At 36.5% G+C, this 16788-nt stretch carries 16 protein-coding genes; 6 read left to right on the forward strand and 10 right to left on the reverse strand.

Going from position 1 to position 16788, the window contains the following annotated elements; all coding sequences use genetic code 11:
- Positions 1 to 266: 266 nt before the first annotated feature.
- Positions 267 to 1610, forward strand: a complete 1344-nt coding sequence (locus tag NE544_RS05490; RefSeq protein ID WP_256268631.1) for an MATE family efflux transporter — start codon at positions 267 to 269, stop codon at positions 1608 to 1610.
- Positions 1611 to 1845: 235 nt separating this feature from the next.
- Here the strand turns inward: NE544_RS05490 and NE544_RS05495 are convergent, their stop codons facing one another.
- From NE544_RS05495 to NE544_RS05510, 4 genes are read right to left on the reverse strand one after another with little or no spacing between them, the layout of a single operon-like run.
- On the reverse strand, positions 1846 to 2148 hold the full coding sequence (locus NE544_RS05495) for a hypothetical protein (protein ID WP_003865062.1): 303 nt from the start codon (positions 2146 to 2148) through the stop codon (positions 1846 to 1848).
- 9 nt (positions 2149 to 2157) lie between these two features.
- Positions 2158 to 2364 carry a helix-turn-helix transcriptional regulator gene (locus NE544_RS05500; protein WP_003865061.1) on the reverse strand — a complete coding sequence of 69 codons (207 nt, stop codon included), beginning with the start codon at positions 2362 to 2364 and terminating at the stop codon, positions 2158 to 2160.
- Positions 2365 to 2404: 40 nt separating this feature from the next.
- Positions 2405 to 2623 carry a hypothetical protein gene (locus NE544_RS05505; protein ID WP_256268632.1) on the reverse strand — a complete coding sequence of 73 codons (219 nt, stop codon included), beginning with the start codon at positions 2621 to 2623 and terminating at the stop codon, positions 2405 to 2407.
- Complete coding sequence (locus tag NE544_RS05510; protein ID WP_256268633.1) at positions 2616 to 3818, reverse strand: hypothetical protein; 1203 nt, start codon at positions 3816 to 3818, stop codon at positions 2616 to 2618. The genes NE544_RS05505 and NE544_RS05510 overlap by 8 nt, the downstream gene beginning before the upstream one ends.
- 171 nt (positions 3819 to 3989) lie before the next feature.
- Between NE544_RS05510 and NE544_RS05515 the strand changes: the two genes are divergently transcribed.
- The 4 genes from NE544_RS05515 to NE544_RS05530 are packed head-to-tail and all read left to right on the forward strand — an operon-like array spanning position 3990 to position 9286.
- On the forward strand, positions 3990 to 4907 hold the full coding sequence (locus tag NE544_RS05515) for a TniQ family protein (RefSeq protein WP_256268634.1): 918 nt from the start codon (positions 3990 to 3992) through the stop codon (positions 4905 to 4907).
- Entirely contained in the window at positions 4867 to 5559 is a 693-nt protein-coding gene (locus NE544_RS05520; protein ID WP_256268635.1) for a TnsA endonuclease N-terminal domain-containing protein, read from the forward strand. Before NE544_RS05515 ends, NE544_RS05520 begins: the two co-directional genes overlap by 41 nt.
- Entirely contained in the window at positions 5544 to 7688 is a 2145-nt protein-coding gene (locus tag NE544_RS05525; RefSeq protein WP_256268636.1) for a transposase family protein, read from the forward strand. Before NE544_RS05520 ends, NE544_RS05525 begins: the two co-directional genes overlap by 16 nt.
- Before the next feature lie 11 nt (positions 7689 to 7699).
- A complete protein-coding gene (locus NE544_RS05530) occupies positions 7700 to 9286 on the forward strand; it encodes an ATP-binding protein (RefSeq protein ID WP_256268637.1) in 1587 nt (528 codons plus the stop codon).
- 779 nt (positions 9287 to 10065) lie between these two features.
- On the opposite strand, the gene NE544_RS05535 is transcribed toward NE544_RS05530, so the two are convergent.
- The 6 genes from NE544_RS05535 to NE544_RS05560 all read right to left on the reverse strand — a co-directional run bounded on the left by NE544_RS05535 (position 10066) and on the right by NE544_RS05560 (position 15242).
- Entirely contained in the window at positions 10066 to 10314 is a 249-nt protein-coding gene (locus NE544_RS05535) for a hypothetical protein (protein ID WP_256268638.1), read from the reverse strand.
- 57 nt (positions 10315 to 10371) lie between these two features.
- On the reverse strand, positions 10372 to 11217 hold the full coding sequence (locus NE544_RS05540) for a patatin family protein (RefSeq protein WP_256268639.1): 846 nt from the start codon (positions 11215 to 11217) through the stop codon (positions 10372 to 10374).
- 49 nt (positions 11218 to 11266) lie between these two features.
- Entirely contained in the window at positions 11267 to 12178 is a 912-nt protein-coding gene (locus NE544_RS05545) for a hypothetical protein (protein ID WP_256268640.1), read from the reverse strand.
- Positions 12179 to 12187: 9 nt separating this feature from the next.
- Positions 12188 to 13033 (reverse strand): DNA/RNA non-specific endonuclease, encoded by an 846-nt coding sequence (locus tag NE544_RS05550; protein ID WP_256268641.1) that lies wholly within the window; start codon positions 13031 to 13033, stop codon positions 12188 to 12190.
- Between the two features lie 164 nt (positions 13034 to 13197).
- A complete protein-coding gene (locus NE544_RS05555; protein WP_256268642.1) occupies positions 13198 to 13929 on the reverse strand; it encodes a type 1 glutamine amidotransferase in 732 nt (243 codons plus the stop codon).
- Positions 13926 to 15242, reverse strand: a complete 1317-nt coding sequence (locus NE544_RS05560; RefSeq protein ID WP_256268643.1) for a Mur ligase family protein — start codon at positions 15240 to 15242, stop codon at positions 13926 to 13928. Before NE544_RS05560 ends, NE544_RS05555 begins: the two co-directional genes overlap by 4 nt.
- Before the next feature lie 112 nt (positions 15243 to 15354).
- Here NE544_RS05560 and purB point away from each other — a divergent pair, with 112 nt between their 5' ends.
- Entirely contained in the window at positions 15355 to 16785 is a 1431-nt protein-coding gene (gene purB, locus NE544_RS05565; protein ID WP_118115414.1) for an adenylosuccinate lyase, read from the forward strand.
- Positions 16786 to 16788: the final 3 nt, after the last annotated feature.

Here is a 16788-nt window from a genome sequence, read left to right on the forward strand (position 1 = left end):
ACTTTTTCTCAGAATAGCCTCTAAACATTCATGGTGCAAACCTCTAAAGACGGGTATTACGGTGGTGTTATAAAGCAATATAGGTTTTTATAAGTTTTTATTGGTAATATGATGATACTACAAATTTTTTGTATGAAAATTAAACACGATATATTTCCTCTCTACAAACCACTTATATTTTGTGTTAAAATAAATCAATAAATCGGAATTTGAGAAGGTAAGTGAATGAGATACCACGATACAAGATACCATGGAGGAATGTGATAATGTCGAAAGATGAGTATTTGATAACCGATACGCCCCTTAAAGCGTTGACGGTTTTTGCAATGCCAATGATTCTTGGAAGCTTTTTTCAGCAAATATACAATATGGCTGACTCTATTATTGTCGGCCAGTTTGTTGGTTCTTCCGCACTTGCGGCTGTTGGTGCTTGTGCTGCACTGACCAATGTTTTTATTTGTGTGGCGCTGGGTGCTGGTGTGGGCGCAGGTGTGCTTGTGAGCCGTTATTTCGGAGCCAGGGAGTATGGCAAAATGAAAACAATCGTGTCAACCTCCTTGATTAGCTTTTTACTTCTAAGTATAGTCCTTGGTGTTTTTGGCTTTTTCTTCGCCAACTCGATGATGAGTGGACTGCAAACCCCTGCCGACATACTGGATGATGCAGTACTGTATCTGCGGGTCTATTTTGTGGGCTTTCCGTTTCTGTTTATGTATAACATTCTTTCTACCATGTTCACCTCAATTGGCGAATCCAAAATTCCGCTGGGACTGCTGATTTTTTCGTCCATCCTGAATATTTTAATGGATCTTTGGATGGTAGCCGGACTAGGTCTCGGTGTGTTTGGTGTGGCTATTGCAACCCTGATTGCGCAGGGAATTTCCGCAGTGTTTTCGTTTTTGATTTTCTTTGCACGGATGCAACAATATAAAAGCCCTTTTAACAGGTTTGAACGGCAGGAGCTGTATTCCATGCTTCGCATTGCGGTGCCGTCGGTTTTACAGCAGTCCACAGTGTCCATCGGTATGATGATTGTGCAGGCAGTAGTAAATCCTTTCGGTACACAGGCACTCGCCGGGTATGCAGCAACGATGAGGGTGGAAAATGTTTTTTCATTGAGCTTTGTATCCATCGGCAATGCGGTTTCACCGTATGTTTCCCAGAATCTTGGTGCAAAGAAAATTGATCGTATCAAAAAAGGCTACTATGCTGCACTGGTGCTGGATCTGTGCTTTGCGGCTATTGCGTTTGTGACCATTGAAGCGCTGCATACGCAGATCTCCTCACTGTTCTTAGGAAAAGACGGAACGGCGATTGCTTATCAGGTGTCTGGTGATTATATGAGGTGGCTTGGTTATTTTTTCATCTTCTTGGGTATCAAGATGGCAACCGATGGAGTTCTTCGCGGTCTCGGAATTATGCGTCCGTTCCTCGTTGCAAACATAGTGAATCTTGCAATTCGTCTATCCGTTGCCCTAATATGTGCACCACGTTTCGGCATTGCCTTTGTCTGGCTTGCGGTACCGGTTGGCTGGCTTGCAAACTTTTTAATCTCCTATGTGGCTCTTAGGAGATCATGGCCGACTGATAAAATGGCATCCAATAGTTAACTTCAAGTTTGTCGAACTGATAAAATCCATTTGAATGCCTAAGAACAAAGAGACTTTATGTTTCTTTGTTTTTTTATGCTTTCACAAACAAACGAATTAAACTTTGGAAGTTCTTAGTTTCATGAAGTGAAAACAAATCTTTTTCGTAAACGTAACGCTTAGTTTCATGAAAACAGTAACAAAAAACACCGTATTGCTACGATGTTTTTCTGTCTAATATTTTTGTATCTACTACTCAAAAAATACCTTTATTATATTTGAATTGACCATAAAGAATCAAACCTAATCCGATAATAATCGCTGTCAGAATGATATATCCCATAATTTCTTCGCTCCAAAACGAAACAATAAAACCTAATACAAGAGATATTCCTATAATCAGTGTTCCTGTTCCAACAACTTTTCCATACTTTGGTATATCTTCTTCTTTTACTCTTCGCCTATTGTAAGAATGAATTGTGCTGATATTGCCTTTGATATTTATAATTCCCACAACAGATATGAACACTCCCAAAATCAACATTATAATATTTTCCATAATGACCTCCTAAAAATAGAATAGTTCCTCAAATTTTTTGTCCAATGCAATACAAAGAATTAGAGCCAATTTTGCAGTTGGATTAAACTGTCCTGTTTCAATAGAACTAATGGTATTTCTTGATACTCCTACCATTTCTGCAAGTTGAGCTTGAGAAAGATTTGCTTCTGTGCGAACTTCCTTTAAGTGATTTTTCAGTTGTAATTGTTCTTTCATATTCTCACCTCTAAAAGGTGGCTAACAAATCCAACAAAGCTTAGTATAACAGTGTGTTATGTGATTTTTCAACTACAACTTCAGCTTCCTGCTTAGTATGGAATAACTTGGATACTCTGACTCTGGTTCCTGCTGGAGTTTCATTGTCATTGAATTTTATCGTGCAGAAACCTGAGCCTGTCCTAATTACCGTGGCTTCTCGAATGTGATATCCGTTGGCTATGAAATAGACAATATCACCAAGATTATATTTATTCATAAACATCCTCCTGATCTACATCAACTTCTACTGTTTCATCATATTGACTTTCTTCATACTTTTTGCAAGACTTGTTCATCTTATATAGAATATATTCTTTACGTTCGTTCAAATCCAGATTGCATCCTAACTCATACGCAATATCATCAATTGATTTGTCTTTATCACGCTTACTGATGCGATTCTTATCTTTCATGATTTCATCAATAACATCAGCATTCTTGATTCTAGCCTTTAAAACAACCTTTTCATCCAGTGAATACCAGTAATCACGCTGTAAATAATAGTAATCATGGAAAACAGGGGATGTTCTAAGAAGATTATCAAGTTGAATCTGCTCATCATGTGTCAACTGAGTTCTTGGGGTTCTGAAAAGATGCTCTTCGGTTTCTATAGATGATTCATCTTCCGAATTTCTTTGCTCTCTGTACGCATTGAAACAGCCTGTAGTAATCATTGACTGCAAGGAACGGAAATCATACTGCACATTATCTTGACCAAATACGCGAGCTAATACATCCACGTATTTAAAATCCGCAGGTACAGTTACCTTACGAATTGCAGGGTTGTTCCGTTTCAGAACAAGAACGTAATTTAAAGCCAGTTTAGGTGAATTGAAGTAGTTAAGAAGGTCTGAATCATATATCGTATCAATGACCAGATAAAAATTCTTGTTATTGTGTCTAGACTTGGCAATTACTAAGGAGCGTTCGCCCATGTGCATATCCGTATTTCTGTCACGATAAGCCTGACGAATATAATATAGCCTTCTAGTTTTGATTCCCGTCATTTCACTGGTTACATCAACGCCATATTTGAAAACCAGATATTCAATCCAGTCAAGGAATCTATTTGTTGTTCTATGGTTTCCAGACCAGCTTTCTTCATTCTCGTCTGGAACAAAGTCTCTTGTAAGACATGCAGGCTTGCTATTTACAACATTATTACACTTAGGGCAGAAGGCACGTCTTGTTGTTAAGTGGATGAATACTCGATAGCCATCAATGTTCAAATCCTCATAAACAGTTTCAACAAAGCCATGAGCTATATATTTGCCTGTACATCCATCAGTATCACAGTCTTTTCCAGTAGAGTCCAGAAGATTTTTAGCCTGTACGTGAATAATATTATGTTTTTTGTCTACTTTGGCACTAAGAAACTCAATATCGGCCAAAGCTTTAATCTTGATCTGCATATTTGTTCCTTCATCTTCCTATTTACAACTATATGATAACAGTTTTCAGAAGCCTTGTGCATACAAAAACACTGATTTTTGCAATACGGTTAATTTCTTATTCTTGATTTATTATGAAGATGTGATCAGGGATGAGAAAGTCTCTGAGAAGTAACAAAGGAGGAATAAGATATGTTACCTGTAGAATTTTTACCCGATGTTGATGAACTTCCTGTTAGCTGGATGAATCGACTAGCTCTTGCAAATGGCTTTATAGACGTCAATGATATGCTTAGAAGTTACCGTATTATTGATGGAAAGAAAGTCGTTCGTCATCTTGATTATTTCCCGAAAGTGCTTGGATTGATTTCAGACAATACTTGGTCAAAAAGTATACTTTCAATCTACAAGCAGGATGTTAAAGACCAGTACGACATCATTCCGTACCACAATGATGAACATCTATGCGTATGTCCAGAATGTATGAAAGAAGATATGACTCGATTTGGACACATTGTCTATCACTTTCAACACCAGTATCCAGGTTCTTTTACATGCTGGAAGCACAAATGTATTTTGGAATATGTACAGCCTGACCAGCGTTTTATTCAGGATATGAACCGAATGGAATTCATCCCAATCAAAGGCTCGTATGACAGAGATACTGAATTCAAGATGTTTTCAACTTGCTATTCAAAGGGCTCTATCTTCTACAAAATCGTAAGATACCAGCTTGAAGTACTAATGCGTGACAAGCATCTGACAGACAACGAAGTAGTTGAAGCCTTTAGATGTAAAGGAGATGAAGAAGAACTGCCAATGAAGGTGGTACAGATGATTCACACCAAAAGTGTAGACTACTTTACCTTTAGAGAACAGCGTGTACTTCTTCAGCTTTTATTCGATGATTATCCACGTTATGTTTCGTTCTTTTCCAAGATTGATCCAGTACATATGATTGGTTATCGACGTAGAAAAGTTTCAAATGGAATGTTTTTGATGACTGTTCGCAATGAACAACGTCGTAGAGCAAGACGTTATAGAAAGAACACTAGAAAGAGAATCCGCCGTGCTGTCAATAAAAAACGACACAAAAATAAACGAGGGTAGGGGTAAAGGCTCTGGAGCCTCTTATCTTCCGTGGATCCAGACAAGAGAAATCAGCAGTGTTGGGACTTGCTCTAACCCAAAGGACTGGAAAACAGGACGCACTGTTGAACTTCTATCACAGGGAGAAGCCTATTACTGGCATATCCTGAGATGGAATGATGAAATCGAGGATATTCGTGAACAGTATCCTTTAGACTTTGAAACGACATTGGAAATCTGTGACGACTATAACGTGAAACATCCACGAAACCGTCATACGTATATGACATCTGATTTCTACGTCACATACAAGGATGGCAAAGAGAAAGTGTTCAGTGTGAAACCATCAAGAAATGTGTTGAAAAAAAAGCGTGCCAAGGAAAAGCTCGCTGTCGAAAAGGTCTACTGGGAAAAATTCAGACATGTACCGTTTGAAATCGTCTACAAGGATGAAATGAATATTGTTTTAGCAGAGAATATACGTATGGTATGTATGTTCTACGATTTATCCAGTGTATTTGATGAAATGTCCATGCTGAAACATTATATTGCAACAAAAAAAATCCAAGTTGATATGGAATCAGAACCGCTTGATTTCCAGTATTTACACGAGATTTACAGGAATGTATTACCCGAAGTGAAAGGAGGCAGCTTAGTATGCTCACAACATTAAACCTGAAAGTAGGTTCCATTCTTCATGATATGGAACTAAACATTGATCATAGAGTAATCTACATGAATAAAGATTACTTTGTTACGATTCTCATCAATGATTCCAAAGGAAAAATCGAACTTAACGAATGGCATCTTGAGACAGTCCAATATTTCATTGCTAAGAAAGAAATTGCAATTCGTGAATCTAAACATGACAAGGTGTTTGACTTTGATGCTTTATCGGAAAAATCAAAGGAAACCTATCTACGTAACAAAGATATTGTTGAAACAGTCGGAGATATCTACGGACCGTGCTACTTTTACTTAGAAACCAAGAAGCCTAAACCATGTCTTAAAGAGTTAAGCAATAAATACGGTATTTCACCAAAAAGCGTGTTTCTTATTGTTAAAAGATACTTGATGAGTGGTTTAGACCCATTCTCCTTATTATCTCAAACAGGAAAGAAGAGCAAAAGTGGTCTACATTATTCCACAAAAACAGGTCGTCCACCTATGTTCGAACAAGGTATCCCTCTAACTGATGGACTGCGTGAAATCTTTGATGACTGCTGTAAACACTATTTATCCGGCAGAGAAAAGTCTTATACAACGACTTATGACTGGATGCTTACAAAGTATTTCACAGCTCGTGTAGAAACACAGACAAGTGATGGTGTCGTAGTTCAGAATAAGCTGCTGCCAATCGACCAGCGACCTACGAAAAGCCAAATGGAAAACTATATTGTTACTCATACATCAACTAAAGCACGCCGTGTATGCAAAACATCCAAACGTGAATACAGAAACGATGAGCGTATGCTTGTTTCAGACAATCTTCTTAATGTGCATGGTCCTGGAGATTTGTTCGAAATGGATGAAGTTGAAATGGATGTATCCATTGTCAGTGAAGTTGATCCAACAAAGGTAATCGGGCGTCCAATCGTTCATGCAATGGTTGATGTTTATTCACGAATGATTACGGCAGTATCTGTTTCTTTGGAGAATAACTCAGTACTCGGCTTCACGAACTGTCTTTTGAACCTTGGTGAAGACAATAAACAGCTTTGCAGGCGTTACGGCTTGGAGCTAAAAGATGGCTTATGGGACATCAATGTTTTGCCAAACCGACTTCGCAGTGACCGTGGTTCTGAATATCGTTCCAAAGAGGTTAAACGTATCTGCAACGAGTTGAACATCACTCTGGAGCTAGTGCCACCGGCTATGGGGTCGCTGAAAGGACAGGTAGAACAGCTCTTCCACCAGTATCATTCGGTACAGAATGATTTGCTTGAAGGCAGAGGTTTGATTACCCAACGGCATGATTCGAACCACCATAGACATGCGGTCCTTACATTGGATGATATCTGGGTATTCGTAATCAACCAGACAATTGCTCACAACATGATGACAATGAGCCAGTATCCAATGACAAAGGATATGTTAGAAAAGTCAGTGCATCCCATTCCATTAGACTACGGTTGCACTAAATATGGTGTTCCAAGACCAATTGTCAACCTTGACCAGTTTGAGTATTCAATTCGTAAAGAAGTACGTGCTCGTATAACCCGTAAAGGTATTGAATGGAATGGTTTGTATTACATTGCAAATGATCCTTGGCTTGCAGAACAAATCACCAAGACGAGAAGAAGCTCAGTACCTTTAAAATGCCGTCTTGATGAAAGGAATGTGGGTTCTTTATGGTACATTGCAGACAATCGCCTTGTAAAAGCAACCTTGAATGAGAATCGAGCAGGAAACCATGAATTCAACGGTATGTCACTTCGCAACTACGAAGAATACAAGACCAAGAAAAAAGAGCTTGTAATGGAGAAAACTCAGGAAGACCAAGAGATTCGCTGTGCAAGACGTATGGGAATGCAGGCAACCTTGGATGATGCCGTTAGAGTTGCAAATCAGGTAGCACCAAATGATGATAAAACCAAAAATATCCGTCATAACCGTAAAGAAGAAAGCATCCTTGTATTAGAAGCAAACTCTATTGGAGCACGTTTGAACACAGATGATGCACCATCTCTGATTCCTTTGAAAAATGCAGAACCTGAAGCCTTGTCAGAGCCTGAATCAAATGAAGAAACTGGAAGTATGACCTTTGAAGAAGCCCTTCAAAAGATTAAACAGAAAATGTAGGAGGTACAGTTATGAGAGAACTGAACTGGGTCTACTACTACTCAAATGTAGAGAAAGACCAAAATCAATACACCCATGAAGAATGTACTCGTGTAGGTCCTGTTGATGCTAAATATGTAAAATCATCCAATAGGGACTTTAACAACAACCCGTTCATTGAAGCACTTCCAAGACCAAGAGATGGAAACGTCCTTTTGAACGCATATACAGTACCTATTCCAAGTTTGGATGCTGATGATTTGAGCAAGATGTCTGTGAACGAGCAAAAGGCAACTGTAGTTAGCTTGAAAAATCTAAGACTGCCTTTATCGTTCCAAAAACAGTTGGAATTCATCAACTATGATGTAATCGTTAGCTCCTATATGCTTCGCAAATCCTATGTCTGGGACACAAATGCTATTGGTGAGTCAACTGACAAGAAACTCATCAAAATGAAGGGTAAAATCGAAGATAGTGCTCCATCTGGGTTTGCTTTACTAGGCTATTCAGGTTGTGGCAAATCATCTTCGCTGAAGCAGTTGTTTGATAATATCCCACAGGTAATCATGCACCATCCAGATCCAGGAACTTCGATTCCACAGATTACATATCTGGTGGTAAGTTGTATGCCAAACAGCAACTTTTCAACCTTGTATAGACAGATTGGAGAAGCCATTGATAATGCTTTAGGAAATCCCGAACCTATCTATGAAGTCATGATTAACAAGAAGTGCAAAAGCCTAGCAGACAAGCAATTGAAAGTCTGCCAGCTTATCGAAATGTTCTCGATTGGAACAATCGTTATGGACGAAATCCAACTTATCGACTTCAATACCAATAGAGAAAACAGCTATGAAGGTCTGTTAGGCATCGTCAACAAGACAAAGGTAGCCTTGAGTGTAGTTGGAACAGATGAAGCCTATAAGAAGCTGTTTACAATGCTTAGAAATGCACGTAGAGCAGGTGACTTCATTGACGCTTCTGCATATACGACTGACAAGGATTATTTCAACATGCTGGTGAATATGCTTTTGACTTGGCAATGGCTGGATACACCGATTCAATGGTCTAAGGAACTTTCAGACACTTTGTATGAGTGTTCAGGAGGTATCATTAACATGCTGATTTGGTTGTACAAATGGATCATGCTGGAATACATTGACAGTAAGTCCAAAGGGAAGATTGAGACCATCGACAAGAAGTTCATTGTGCGTGTTAACAACAAGCATTTCAAACAGTTGAAAGGTGCTATCGACATTGTTAATCAAGCAAGAACTGAAGAACTTGAAGATGAACGTATTCTTACGATTGCTGAGGAAGAGAAGAACAAATATCAAATGCCTGAATCTAACATCAGCAACATGGTTTATGAGAGCAAGATGATGACAAAGGTCATCGACTTGGTACGTGAAATCTATGTAGAGTTTGACTCTGACTCAATCGGCAGAGCAACTCGAATGGTTTTAGAAGAAGATGTCAATCATCGCCTGAAGCCACATGAAGTAGCTAAACAGGTGATTGCCATTCTAAATGAGGAGCCTGTAAAGCCAAAGAGAAAGGCTACAAGAAGAACTCCTGCATCGAAGAACATCTGTGATTACATTACAGATGATAACTAACAAAGAGACTTTGTGTTTCTTTGCTTTTTTATGCTCACCAAGACATAAGAACCTTTTACTTTCGCATAGGGAATACGCAACACTTTTCTATAAGAACCTTTTAGTTTGATTGCATAGAACTGTATTACTTTTCTATAAGAACTACTACTATATAAACTTATATAATGCAAGCTATGTCAAGTTGAATAAATTAACCTAGGTCTACTTATATAAGATATACTTATTAAGAAGATTAATATACTTTAAAAGACTATACATATACAAGATATACTACTTTATAAGAACTTTATACTTTTCTTAAAATATACAAGTAATATACGTATAAGAACTTATTAGTTTGATTAAGATAAAGCTCGAAAGTTTTTTATAAGAACTTATTAGTTTCTATAAGAACTTATTAGTTTCTATAAGAACTTATTAGTTTGTCTGTTTCATAAACACTGACGGGACGATATAACACAATATATCCTACTTCGCATAATATCTCTTATGTTATATTTATAAAATTGAAAATAGAGCAGATTTTTAAATGAGTCTGCTTATTTTTATATTTTAAGATATTTAGAAATTCAAAAATATGTTGATATTGAAATGGAAACCATCATTACAAGTTTTATATCATTATTACTTGAACTAATACATATAGTTGTACATCTTTTTGATGTTTCACGACAAATCATAGAGTCTTTTTAATTTCCATAATACCGCATATCCTCTGATTTGAATCGAGACGTACAATTGTCCATCTTTTTGATTTTCACGGCAAATCACAGAGTCCACTAATCACGTGTTCTAACATAATATAAAGATCCTAATGCGACTTCTATAATAATATATGGGACAGCCATTAAATAAGCGGAATACGGATGTAGATCATCAGCAGCATACTGCATATCATTGATTTTTAGTTTGCCAGATTTGATTTCTTCAATCTTCGTTTTATACATATGAACACGATACGGACAAACTACAGCTAATACAATCATGATTAATAATAGAATGCGTCCTGGTTTTTTAAAGAAATTCATATGTATCACTCCTAAAATATTTTTATTAGTAAATCACAAGCTATTTTGTGAAACACTTCACAAATATTTCTTTAATTCTTCTAAACTATTCAACGCATCACGTCTACCTATATCATATATTTCTTGTAGATGATTTGGATCCTTTTCAATCATCGCACACGCAATTGGTTTAGAGGGTCGAATTACAAATATCTGTCCTTCCCTTTCAAGTTTATCGATTTTATCTAATGTTTCATTATATACAATATGTCTATTTTCTAAATCGTGTTGTAGATTTGGATATTCCTTAAACGCCTTCTTTATAAGATTTATATATTTCATTGGCTTTTTTTGATAAGTATGATCTCTTGTCAAAACTACAACTGTCTTCTTTGTTCTTTCCAACATCCAATCCACTGGAATCGAATCTGAGACACCACCATCTAATAATTCATATCCATCTAATTTAACAGGCTTTGAAACAATAGGAATCGATGAAGATGCACGAATCCACTCAATATCTAGAGCATCTCCATTTTTGATTTCATGATATACAGGTTTTCCCGTATGAATATCTGTACATACAACGGTAAAGCGCAATGGATTCTCTTTAAATACCTTTGTATCAAAAGGATCCAATATGGTAGGCACGACCCCATACGCAAACTCTTTATTATAAAGATCTCCCGTTTTAATAAAACTCCTTAATCCTGAATATCTTGGATCTCTACAAAAACGCTTGTTGTAGCGCAAAGCTCTTCCAATCTGTTTAGATTTGATGTTGCAGCCAAAGGCAGCACCTGCAGAAACTCCAACAACCTGGTTAAAATCAATGTGATTTTCCATAAATACATCGATTACACCACAAGTATACATACCTCGAAAGCCTCCGCCTTCAAGAACTAATCCTTTTTCTTCTAACATATACATCACCACAAAGATTATAAACAATGTGAACCAAAAAGAAAAGGACTTATTCAAGTCCAATCTTAAATGTGTTTGATTTTCCAAATGCTTTCGAATTCATATGAACCACAAAAGGCTTGGTACTCTTATCCGTAAAATCAGGAGCTGCCTTTTCAAAATGGAATTCAATTTCTGTATTTACAGTTTGTTTTTTATCCAAGAAATACAATACATACCCAGTTACATCCGCTTTAAAACTTTGTGTTTTAGGCGCCATACCATTCGTTGTAAAATCATGACTTTTGATTTCATCCATATTTGCGAAATCATACTTGTTACTAAGATCGACACCTTCTAAAGTAGCACTCGGCGTTAAATATGGAACAATGATACGAGAATCCGTTTTATTCTTATAAGTAATCTTAATATTTTTTAATACTGTTTCCCCATTTTCATATACATAACTTGCCTTAGATGCATCTACACCAATCTGAAGTGTATCATCCTCAAAGAAAGTATATTTTGTATCCTTTGAATCCTTTACATTTTTATCACTAGCCTTACGAATATCAAAGGCTTTAAAAGGCAAGAACTGTTTCTTGTTGTTAAAAGAAAGACCCAAGTTTTTTTGATCATTGTTTGGAAAACCAATATATCCATAAATATACGTGTTTTGTCCCTTATTGATGATATAAGAAGGCGTAGACTGATATTTATCAATGACACTAATATCTTTTTCATTGTCATCTGTTACTGTATAAATTAAATTCTTTGTGTCATACGGCTTTTTACCCTTATTTTCAACACTTGCCAAATAATAGTAGTACGTCGAATTATCTGTATCATTTGTGATGCTTAAAACATCCAACAATTGACAAGAAACATTCTTCTTTAATTCCACATTATTTTCTGGTTTAGAACAACCAAATAAAGATAAAGATAAAACACATACACACAGCATAGATACTATTTTTTTCATGTTATTCTCCTATGGATTGCAGTTTTTACAAGGCGAATACCCCTGAGCGATTAGTACATCTCTAGACTCACTTGACTCCAACTTATTTATATCATTCATCAAACGAATGCTTGCACAAGTTGGCTTATGAAACTTATGTGTTTTTACATTTAAAACATAAGTAGAAGTATCCTCTGTAACTTTATATTCCTTTATAATATTGTCATTTGAGCGACTTGAATCGCCCGTTTTATAATCAATTGTGATACCAGGCTGCACGTTATAACAAAATACATTAAACGATACACCTTGGCCTTTATCTTCTACAGAATACGCCTCAATCTGTACACCATCCGCAATCAAGTTATCACCATCATAAATAGGTGTAACCCGATATAAAACATGATGATTTGTCTTTTTTATGTAGTCAGATACTTCATTTTCAAACGGAAGCATACCCTCTACATTTAAATAGCGCGTACCTGTCATTAAGTTTTTACGATTCGCATTCTCACCCGTTAATTGATATCCAATCAAATGACAACGATTATATAAATACTTCCCATCAATTCCCTTATAACGTACTGTATGCCACCCTGCTGGCTTTACAGAACCAATACTTTCTCGCTTTTTTGTTGGCATTAGATCCTTCGACACATTCGCATACGCAACCTGTGGCCGATCTAAAGAATCTAGATTCGAGTACGATTCAAAACTCTTTGTATTCATATCCTTCGAACTGAATACAGGCTCATTATCATGTATCTCTACATACGGATTGCCACTATATTCAGGTATCTCATCAATCTCATAAGCCGATATAGGCGTGATCAATGTCGATAGAACAATGAACATTAATATAATAAATTTTCTCATACGATTCCTCATATATTTGACATATATAATGTCAATATAACTTATATACTAAAACCATGAAAGGAGTGAGTGATAAAAAACATAGTACTTCATTATCGTTCGAGTCAAAAAATATAATAAACCCCTTATGTACTATGTTTTTAGATGTCTTATGACATCTTTTTTTATATCTCTAATTTCTTAAATACAGCCTCACGAGCCATCTTTTCAAACTTATCTTCCAATGGCTTTAAATCACTATATTTAAAATCCGGATTTCTTTTTTGTAGTGCTTTTGAAATCACAAAATCAGCCACCTCAGGATTTTTTGGAAGTAAAGGACCATGCAAATAGGTGCCTAGAATCTTTCCGTCATAGAATCCTTCATAACCGGCATTAAAGCTGTTTCCACAACCCTTCACAACTTTTCCTAAAGGATGCGTTACATTTAATGTTTGACCCCCATGATTTTCAAAACCAACGATACGCGTTTTTAAACCATCTAAATCCGCATCAATCACAACATTTCCAATACAACGACTACCAGCTTTTCCCGTATCCGTATAATAATCATAGAACTGTAAACCAGAAATCTTCTCATTGTTGGCCGCAATATAATATTGACCAAACAATTGATAACCACCACAAATCAATAGCACAAAGCTCTTTTCATCCATGGCCTTCTTTATATTTTCTTTACGCGATAATAAATCTGGAATTAAACTAATTTGTTCCTTATCTGCACCACCACCTAAGAAAATCAAATCATATTCACTTAAATCTTTTTCTTCACCAATACCACAAGTATCCAGTTCAAAAGGAATACCTCGATCTAAACAACGCTTCTTTAGAACCATCATATTTCCCTTATCCCCATAAAGATCCATGATATCATGATACATCCAAACTACTTTCATAGACCCATCTCCTTCTTGATCGCATTACGCGTAGGAAGTAATGCTGTATATGTCGCAATCGCATATGTCGTACGCTTTGTAGCTAATGCGGCTTTTACGGCAATGTCCAAAGTATCGACAACACTTAAAGGGCCTTTATATCCACCATAATAGATTCTTAAAGCCATATCATTTGCACGAAGACCCGTACAAATAATTTCCTTTGTGCTATCCTTCATAATCTTTTCAAAGAAAGTATCATAGATCCAACTCACGTCCGTACCATCCTGCTCACGATCATTCAATACGATCACAATTGTCTTATCCGAATCATCTTTTTCAATGACCTTCATAACTTCGTTGGCACCCGTAGGATTTTTAACCAAGTTTAAAATACAAGTCTGTTCCTTTGATGTGAATGTTTCATTTCTTCCCGCAGGCTGAGGCGCATGACTGAATACAGACTTAACACAATCTTGTGAAATACCATAATTTTTTGCGACATTCAATACAACGGCACAATTGTACATAGAATACATTCCTTCATATGGAGATTTATAATGTATTCCATCACTCGAAAATGTTTCTTTATCCAAATCAATATCTTTTAAACAAATGTCCATTTCCGGCGTTTGAAAATCACACTTTGAACAATGAAATTTACCAATATGTGAATATTGATAATAACTGTATTCAAGTCTTGCCCCACACTTAGGACAAAATTTTCCTTCACTTGCCTCTTTTGTCGTTTTAACCGAATACTTGTTCTCATCCATTCCAAAATAAGAGAATGAAGCGTTTTTCGCTACTAAATTGAGTCGTACGACATTGGGATCATTCGCATTTAAAATCAATCGACCCCTATATGCAGGCAATACCTTTTCAATTGAATCAATCAACTGTTCCATTTCACGAGCACGATCTAATTGATCACGAAAGAAATTATTGACTACAAAATCTGTAACCGGAATAAATGGAAGAATATGTCTCACATTTAATTCATCACATTCTAGCACGACCGCATTGGCTTTGATTTCACCATTTAGTTTTGCGTGAGTCAACAACGTAGTGACAATACCTGCCTTTAAGTTATCTCCCTTACGATTGGAAATCACGTTATATCCAGCCTTTTCAAACAAGTCTGTAATCATATTGGCCGTACTCGTTTTTCCATTTGTACCCGTAACCAAAATGACAGGACCATTAAATTTTAATTTCGATAATATATTCGCATCGACTTTACAGCCAATCGACCCAGGCATCGATCCACCCCTACCAATTAGGTGTAGCCCCCAGGCACTAAGCTTTGTAGATAATATAGATAAAGTTTTCATAACTACTCCTTTTCCATACTCCCTTATTATACAACAATTGAAGTTGAATTTAAAAATTGAAACACATATAATATTGATGTTAGGAAAAAACTAACTAGAATAGGTGGAACAAATGAACGAATATTACCAATCTCCTCTTTCACAGAGATATGCATCTAAGGAAATGCAGGCATTATTTTCAAACGACAAAAAATTTACGACATGGAGAAGACTTTGGATTGCTCTTGCGGAGTCAGAAAAAGAACTTGGATTAGACATTACTGAAGAACAAATCGAAGAATTAAAAGCACACGCTTTAGATATCAACTACGATGTCGCAAAAGCCAGAGAAAAAGAAGTGCGTCATGATGTTATGTCACACGTATATGCGTATGGAGTACAATGTCCAAAAGCTAAGGGAATCATTCACTTAGGAGCTACTAGCTGCTACGTTGGTGACAATACAGATTTAATTATCATGCACGAAGCTTTAGAGCTTGTACAAAAGAAAATCGTCAATGTATTAGAAAAATTAGAAGAATTCGCATTAAAATACAAAGACATGCCATGTCTTGCGTTTACTCACTTCCAACCAGCCCAACCAACCACTGTAGGTAAAAGAGCTAGCTTGTGGGCACAAGATTTATATATGGACTACATTGAAATCCAGCATTTATTAGACAATAAAAAATTATTAGGATGCAAAGGTACAACAGGTACACAGGCAAGCTTTATGGAATTGTTTGAAGGAGATACAGACAAAGTTAAAGCTTTAGATAAAAAGATTTGTGAAAAATTAGGTTACGACCAATATTTTGCAGTCAGCGGACAAACATATACTCGTAAATATGATACACAAGTATTACAAGTTTTAGTTCAAATTGCACAAAGTGCACACAAATTCAGTAATGATATTCGTTTATTACAACATATGAAAGAAATCGAAGAACCATTTGAAAAATCACAAATCGGTTCAAGCGCAATGGCCTACAAACGTAACCCTATGCGTTCTGAAAGAATGGCAGCACTAGCTAACTACATTATTGCCGATTCCATCAACCCTGCAATTACGGCAAGTACACAATGGTTTGAAAGAACATTGGATGATTCCGCAAACAAACGTATTTCCATTGCCGAAGCCTTCTTAGCTACGGATGGATTATTAGATCTTTACTTAAATGTAAGCGATGGCTTAGTTGTATATCCAAAAGTTGTAGAAGCTAACTTATTAAAAGAACTACCATTCATGGCTACAGAAAATATTATGATGGACGCTGTTAAAGCCGGTGGAGACCGCCAAGAGTTACACGAATTGATTCGTCAACACTCAATGGCAGCTGGTCGTGTTGTTAAAGAAGAAGGTAAACCAAACGATTTAATTGACCGTATTGCACAAGATCCAAAATTTGGCATGACAAAAGAACAAATTCTTTCCATCATGAAACCAGAAAACTTCGTTGGACGTTCTGTTCAACAAACAGAAGAATTCTTCAAAGACTTCATTGATCCAATTCTAGCTAAAGAAAAAGATGCATTAGGAATGCATGCCGCAATTAACGTATAAAAA

Source organism: Holdemanella sp. MSK.7.32 (assembly GCF_024460475.1).
GTDB lineage: Bacteria > Bacillota_I > Bacilli_A > Erysipelotrichales > Erysipelotrichaceae > Holdemanella.

What these genes read in the sequence shown, in the direction of transcription:
- NE544_RS05510 (WP_256268633.1), bottom strand. Translation starts at nt 3,818, where the DNA reads ATGCAGATCAAGATTAAAGCTTTGGCCGATATTGAGTTTCTTAGTGCC.
- NE544_RS05525 (WP_256268636.1), top strand. Translation starts at nt 5,544, where the DNA reads ATGCTCACAACATTAAACCTGAAAGTAGGTTCCATTCTTCATGATATG.
- NE544_RS05495 (WP_003865062.1), bottom strand. Translation starts at nt 2,148, where the DNA reads ATGGAAAATATTATAATGTTGATTTTGGGAGTGTTCATATCTGTTGTG.
- NE544_RS05540 (WP_256268639.1), bottom strand. Translation starts at nt 11,217, where the DNA reads ATGTTAGAAGAAAAAGGATTAGTTCTTGAAGGCGGAGGCTTTCGAGGT.
- NE544_RS05530 (WP_256268637.1), top strand. Translation starts at nt 7,700, where the DNA reads ATGAGAGAACTGAACTGGGTCTACTACTACTCAAATGTAGAGAAAGAC.
- NE544_RS05505 (WP_256268632.1), bottom strand. Translation starts at nt 2,623, where the DNA reads ATGAATAAATATAATCTTGGTGATATTGTCTATTTCATAGCCAACGGA.
- NE544_RS05490 (WP_256268631.1), top strand. Translation starts at nt 267, where the DNA reads ATGTCGAAAGATGAGTATTTGATAACCGATACGCCCCTTAAAGCGTTG.
- NE544_RS05545 (WP_256268640.1), bottom strand. Translation starts at nt 12,178, where the DNA reads ATGAAAAAAATAGTATCTATGCTGTGTGTATGTGTTTTATCTTTATCT.
- purB (WP_118115414.1), top strand. Translation starts at nt 15,355, where the DNA reads ATGAACGAATATTACCAATCTCCTCTTTCACAGAGATATGCATCTAAG.
- NE544_RS05555 (WP_256268642.1), bottom strand. Translation starts at nt 13,929, where the DNA reads ATGAAAGTAGTTTGGATGTATCATGATATCATGGATCTTTATGGGGAT.
- NE544_RS05515 (WP_256268634.1), top strand. Translation starts at nt 3,990, where the DNA reads ATGTTACCTGTAGAATTTTTACCCGATGTTGATGAACTTCCTGTTAGC.
- NE544_RS05500 (WP_003865061.1), bottom strand. Translation starts at nt 2,364, where the DNA reads ATGAAAGAACAATTACAACTGAAAAATCACTTAAAGGAAGTTCGCACA.
- NE544_RS05550 (WP_256268641.1), bottom strand. Translation starts at nt 13,033, where the DNA reads ATGAGAAAATTTATTATATTAATGTTCATTGTTCTATCGACATTGATC.
- NE544_RS05535 (WP_256268638.1), bottom strand. Translation starts at nt 10,314, where the DNA reads ATGAATTTCTTTAAAAAACCAGGACGCATTCTATTATTAATCATGATT.
- NE544_RS05560 (WP_256268643.1), bottom strand. Translation starts at nt 15,242, where the DNA reads ATGAAAACTTTATCTATATTATCTACAAAGCTTAGTGCCTGGGGGCTA.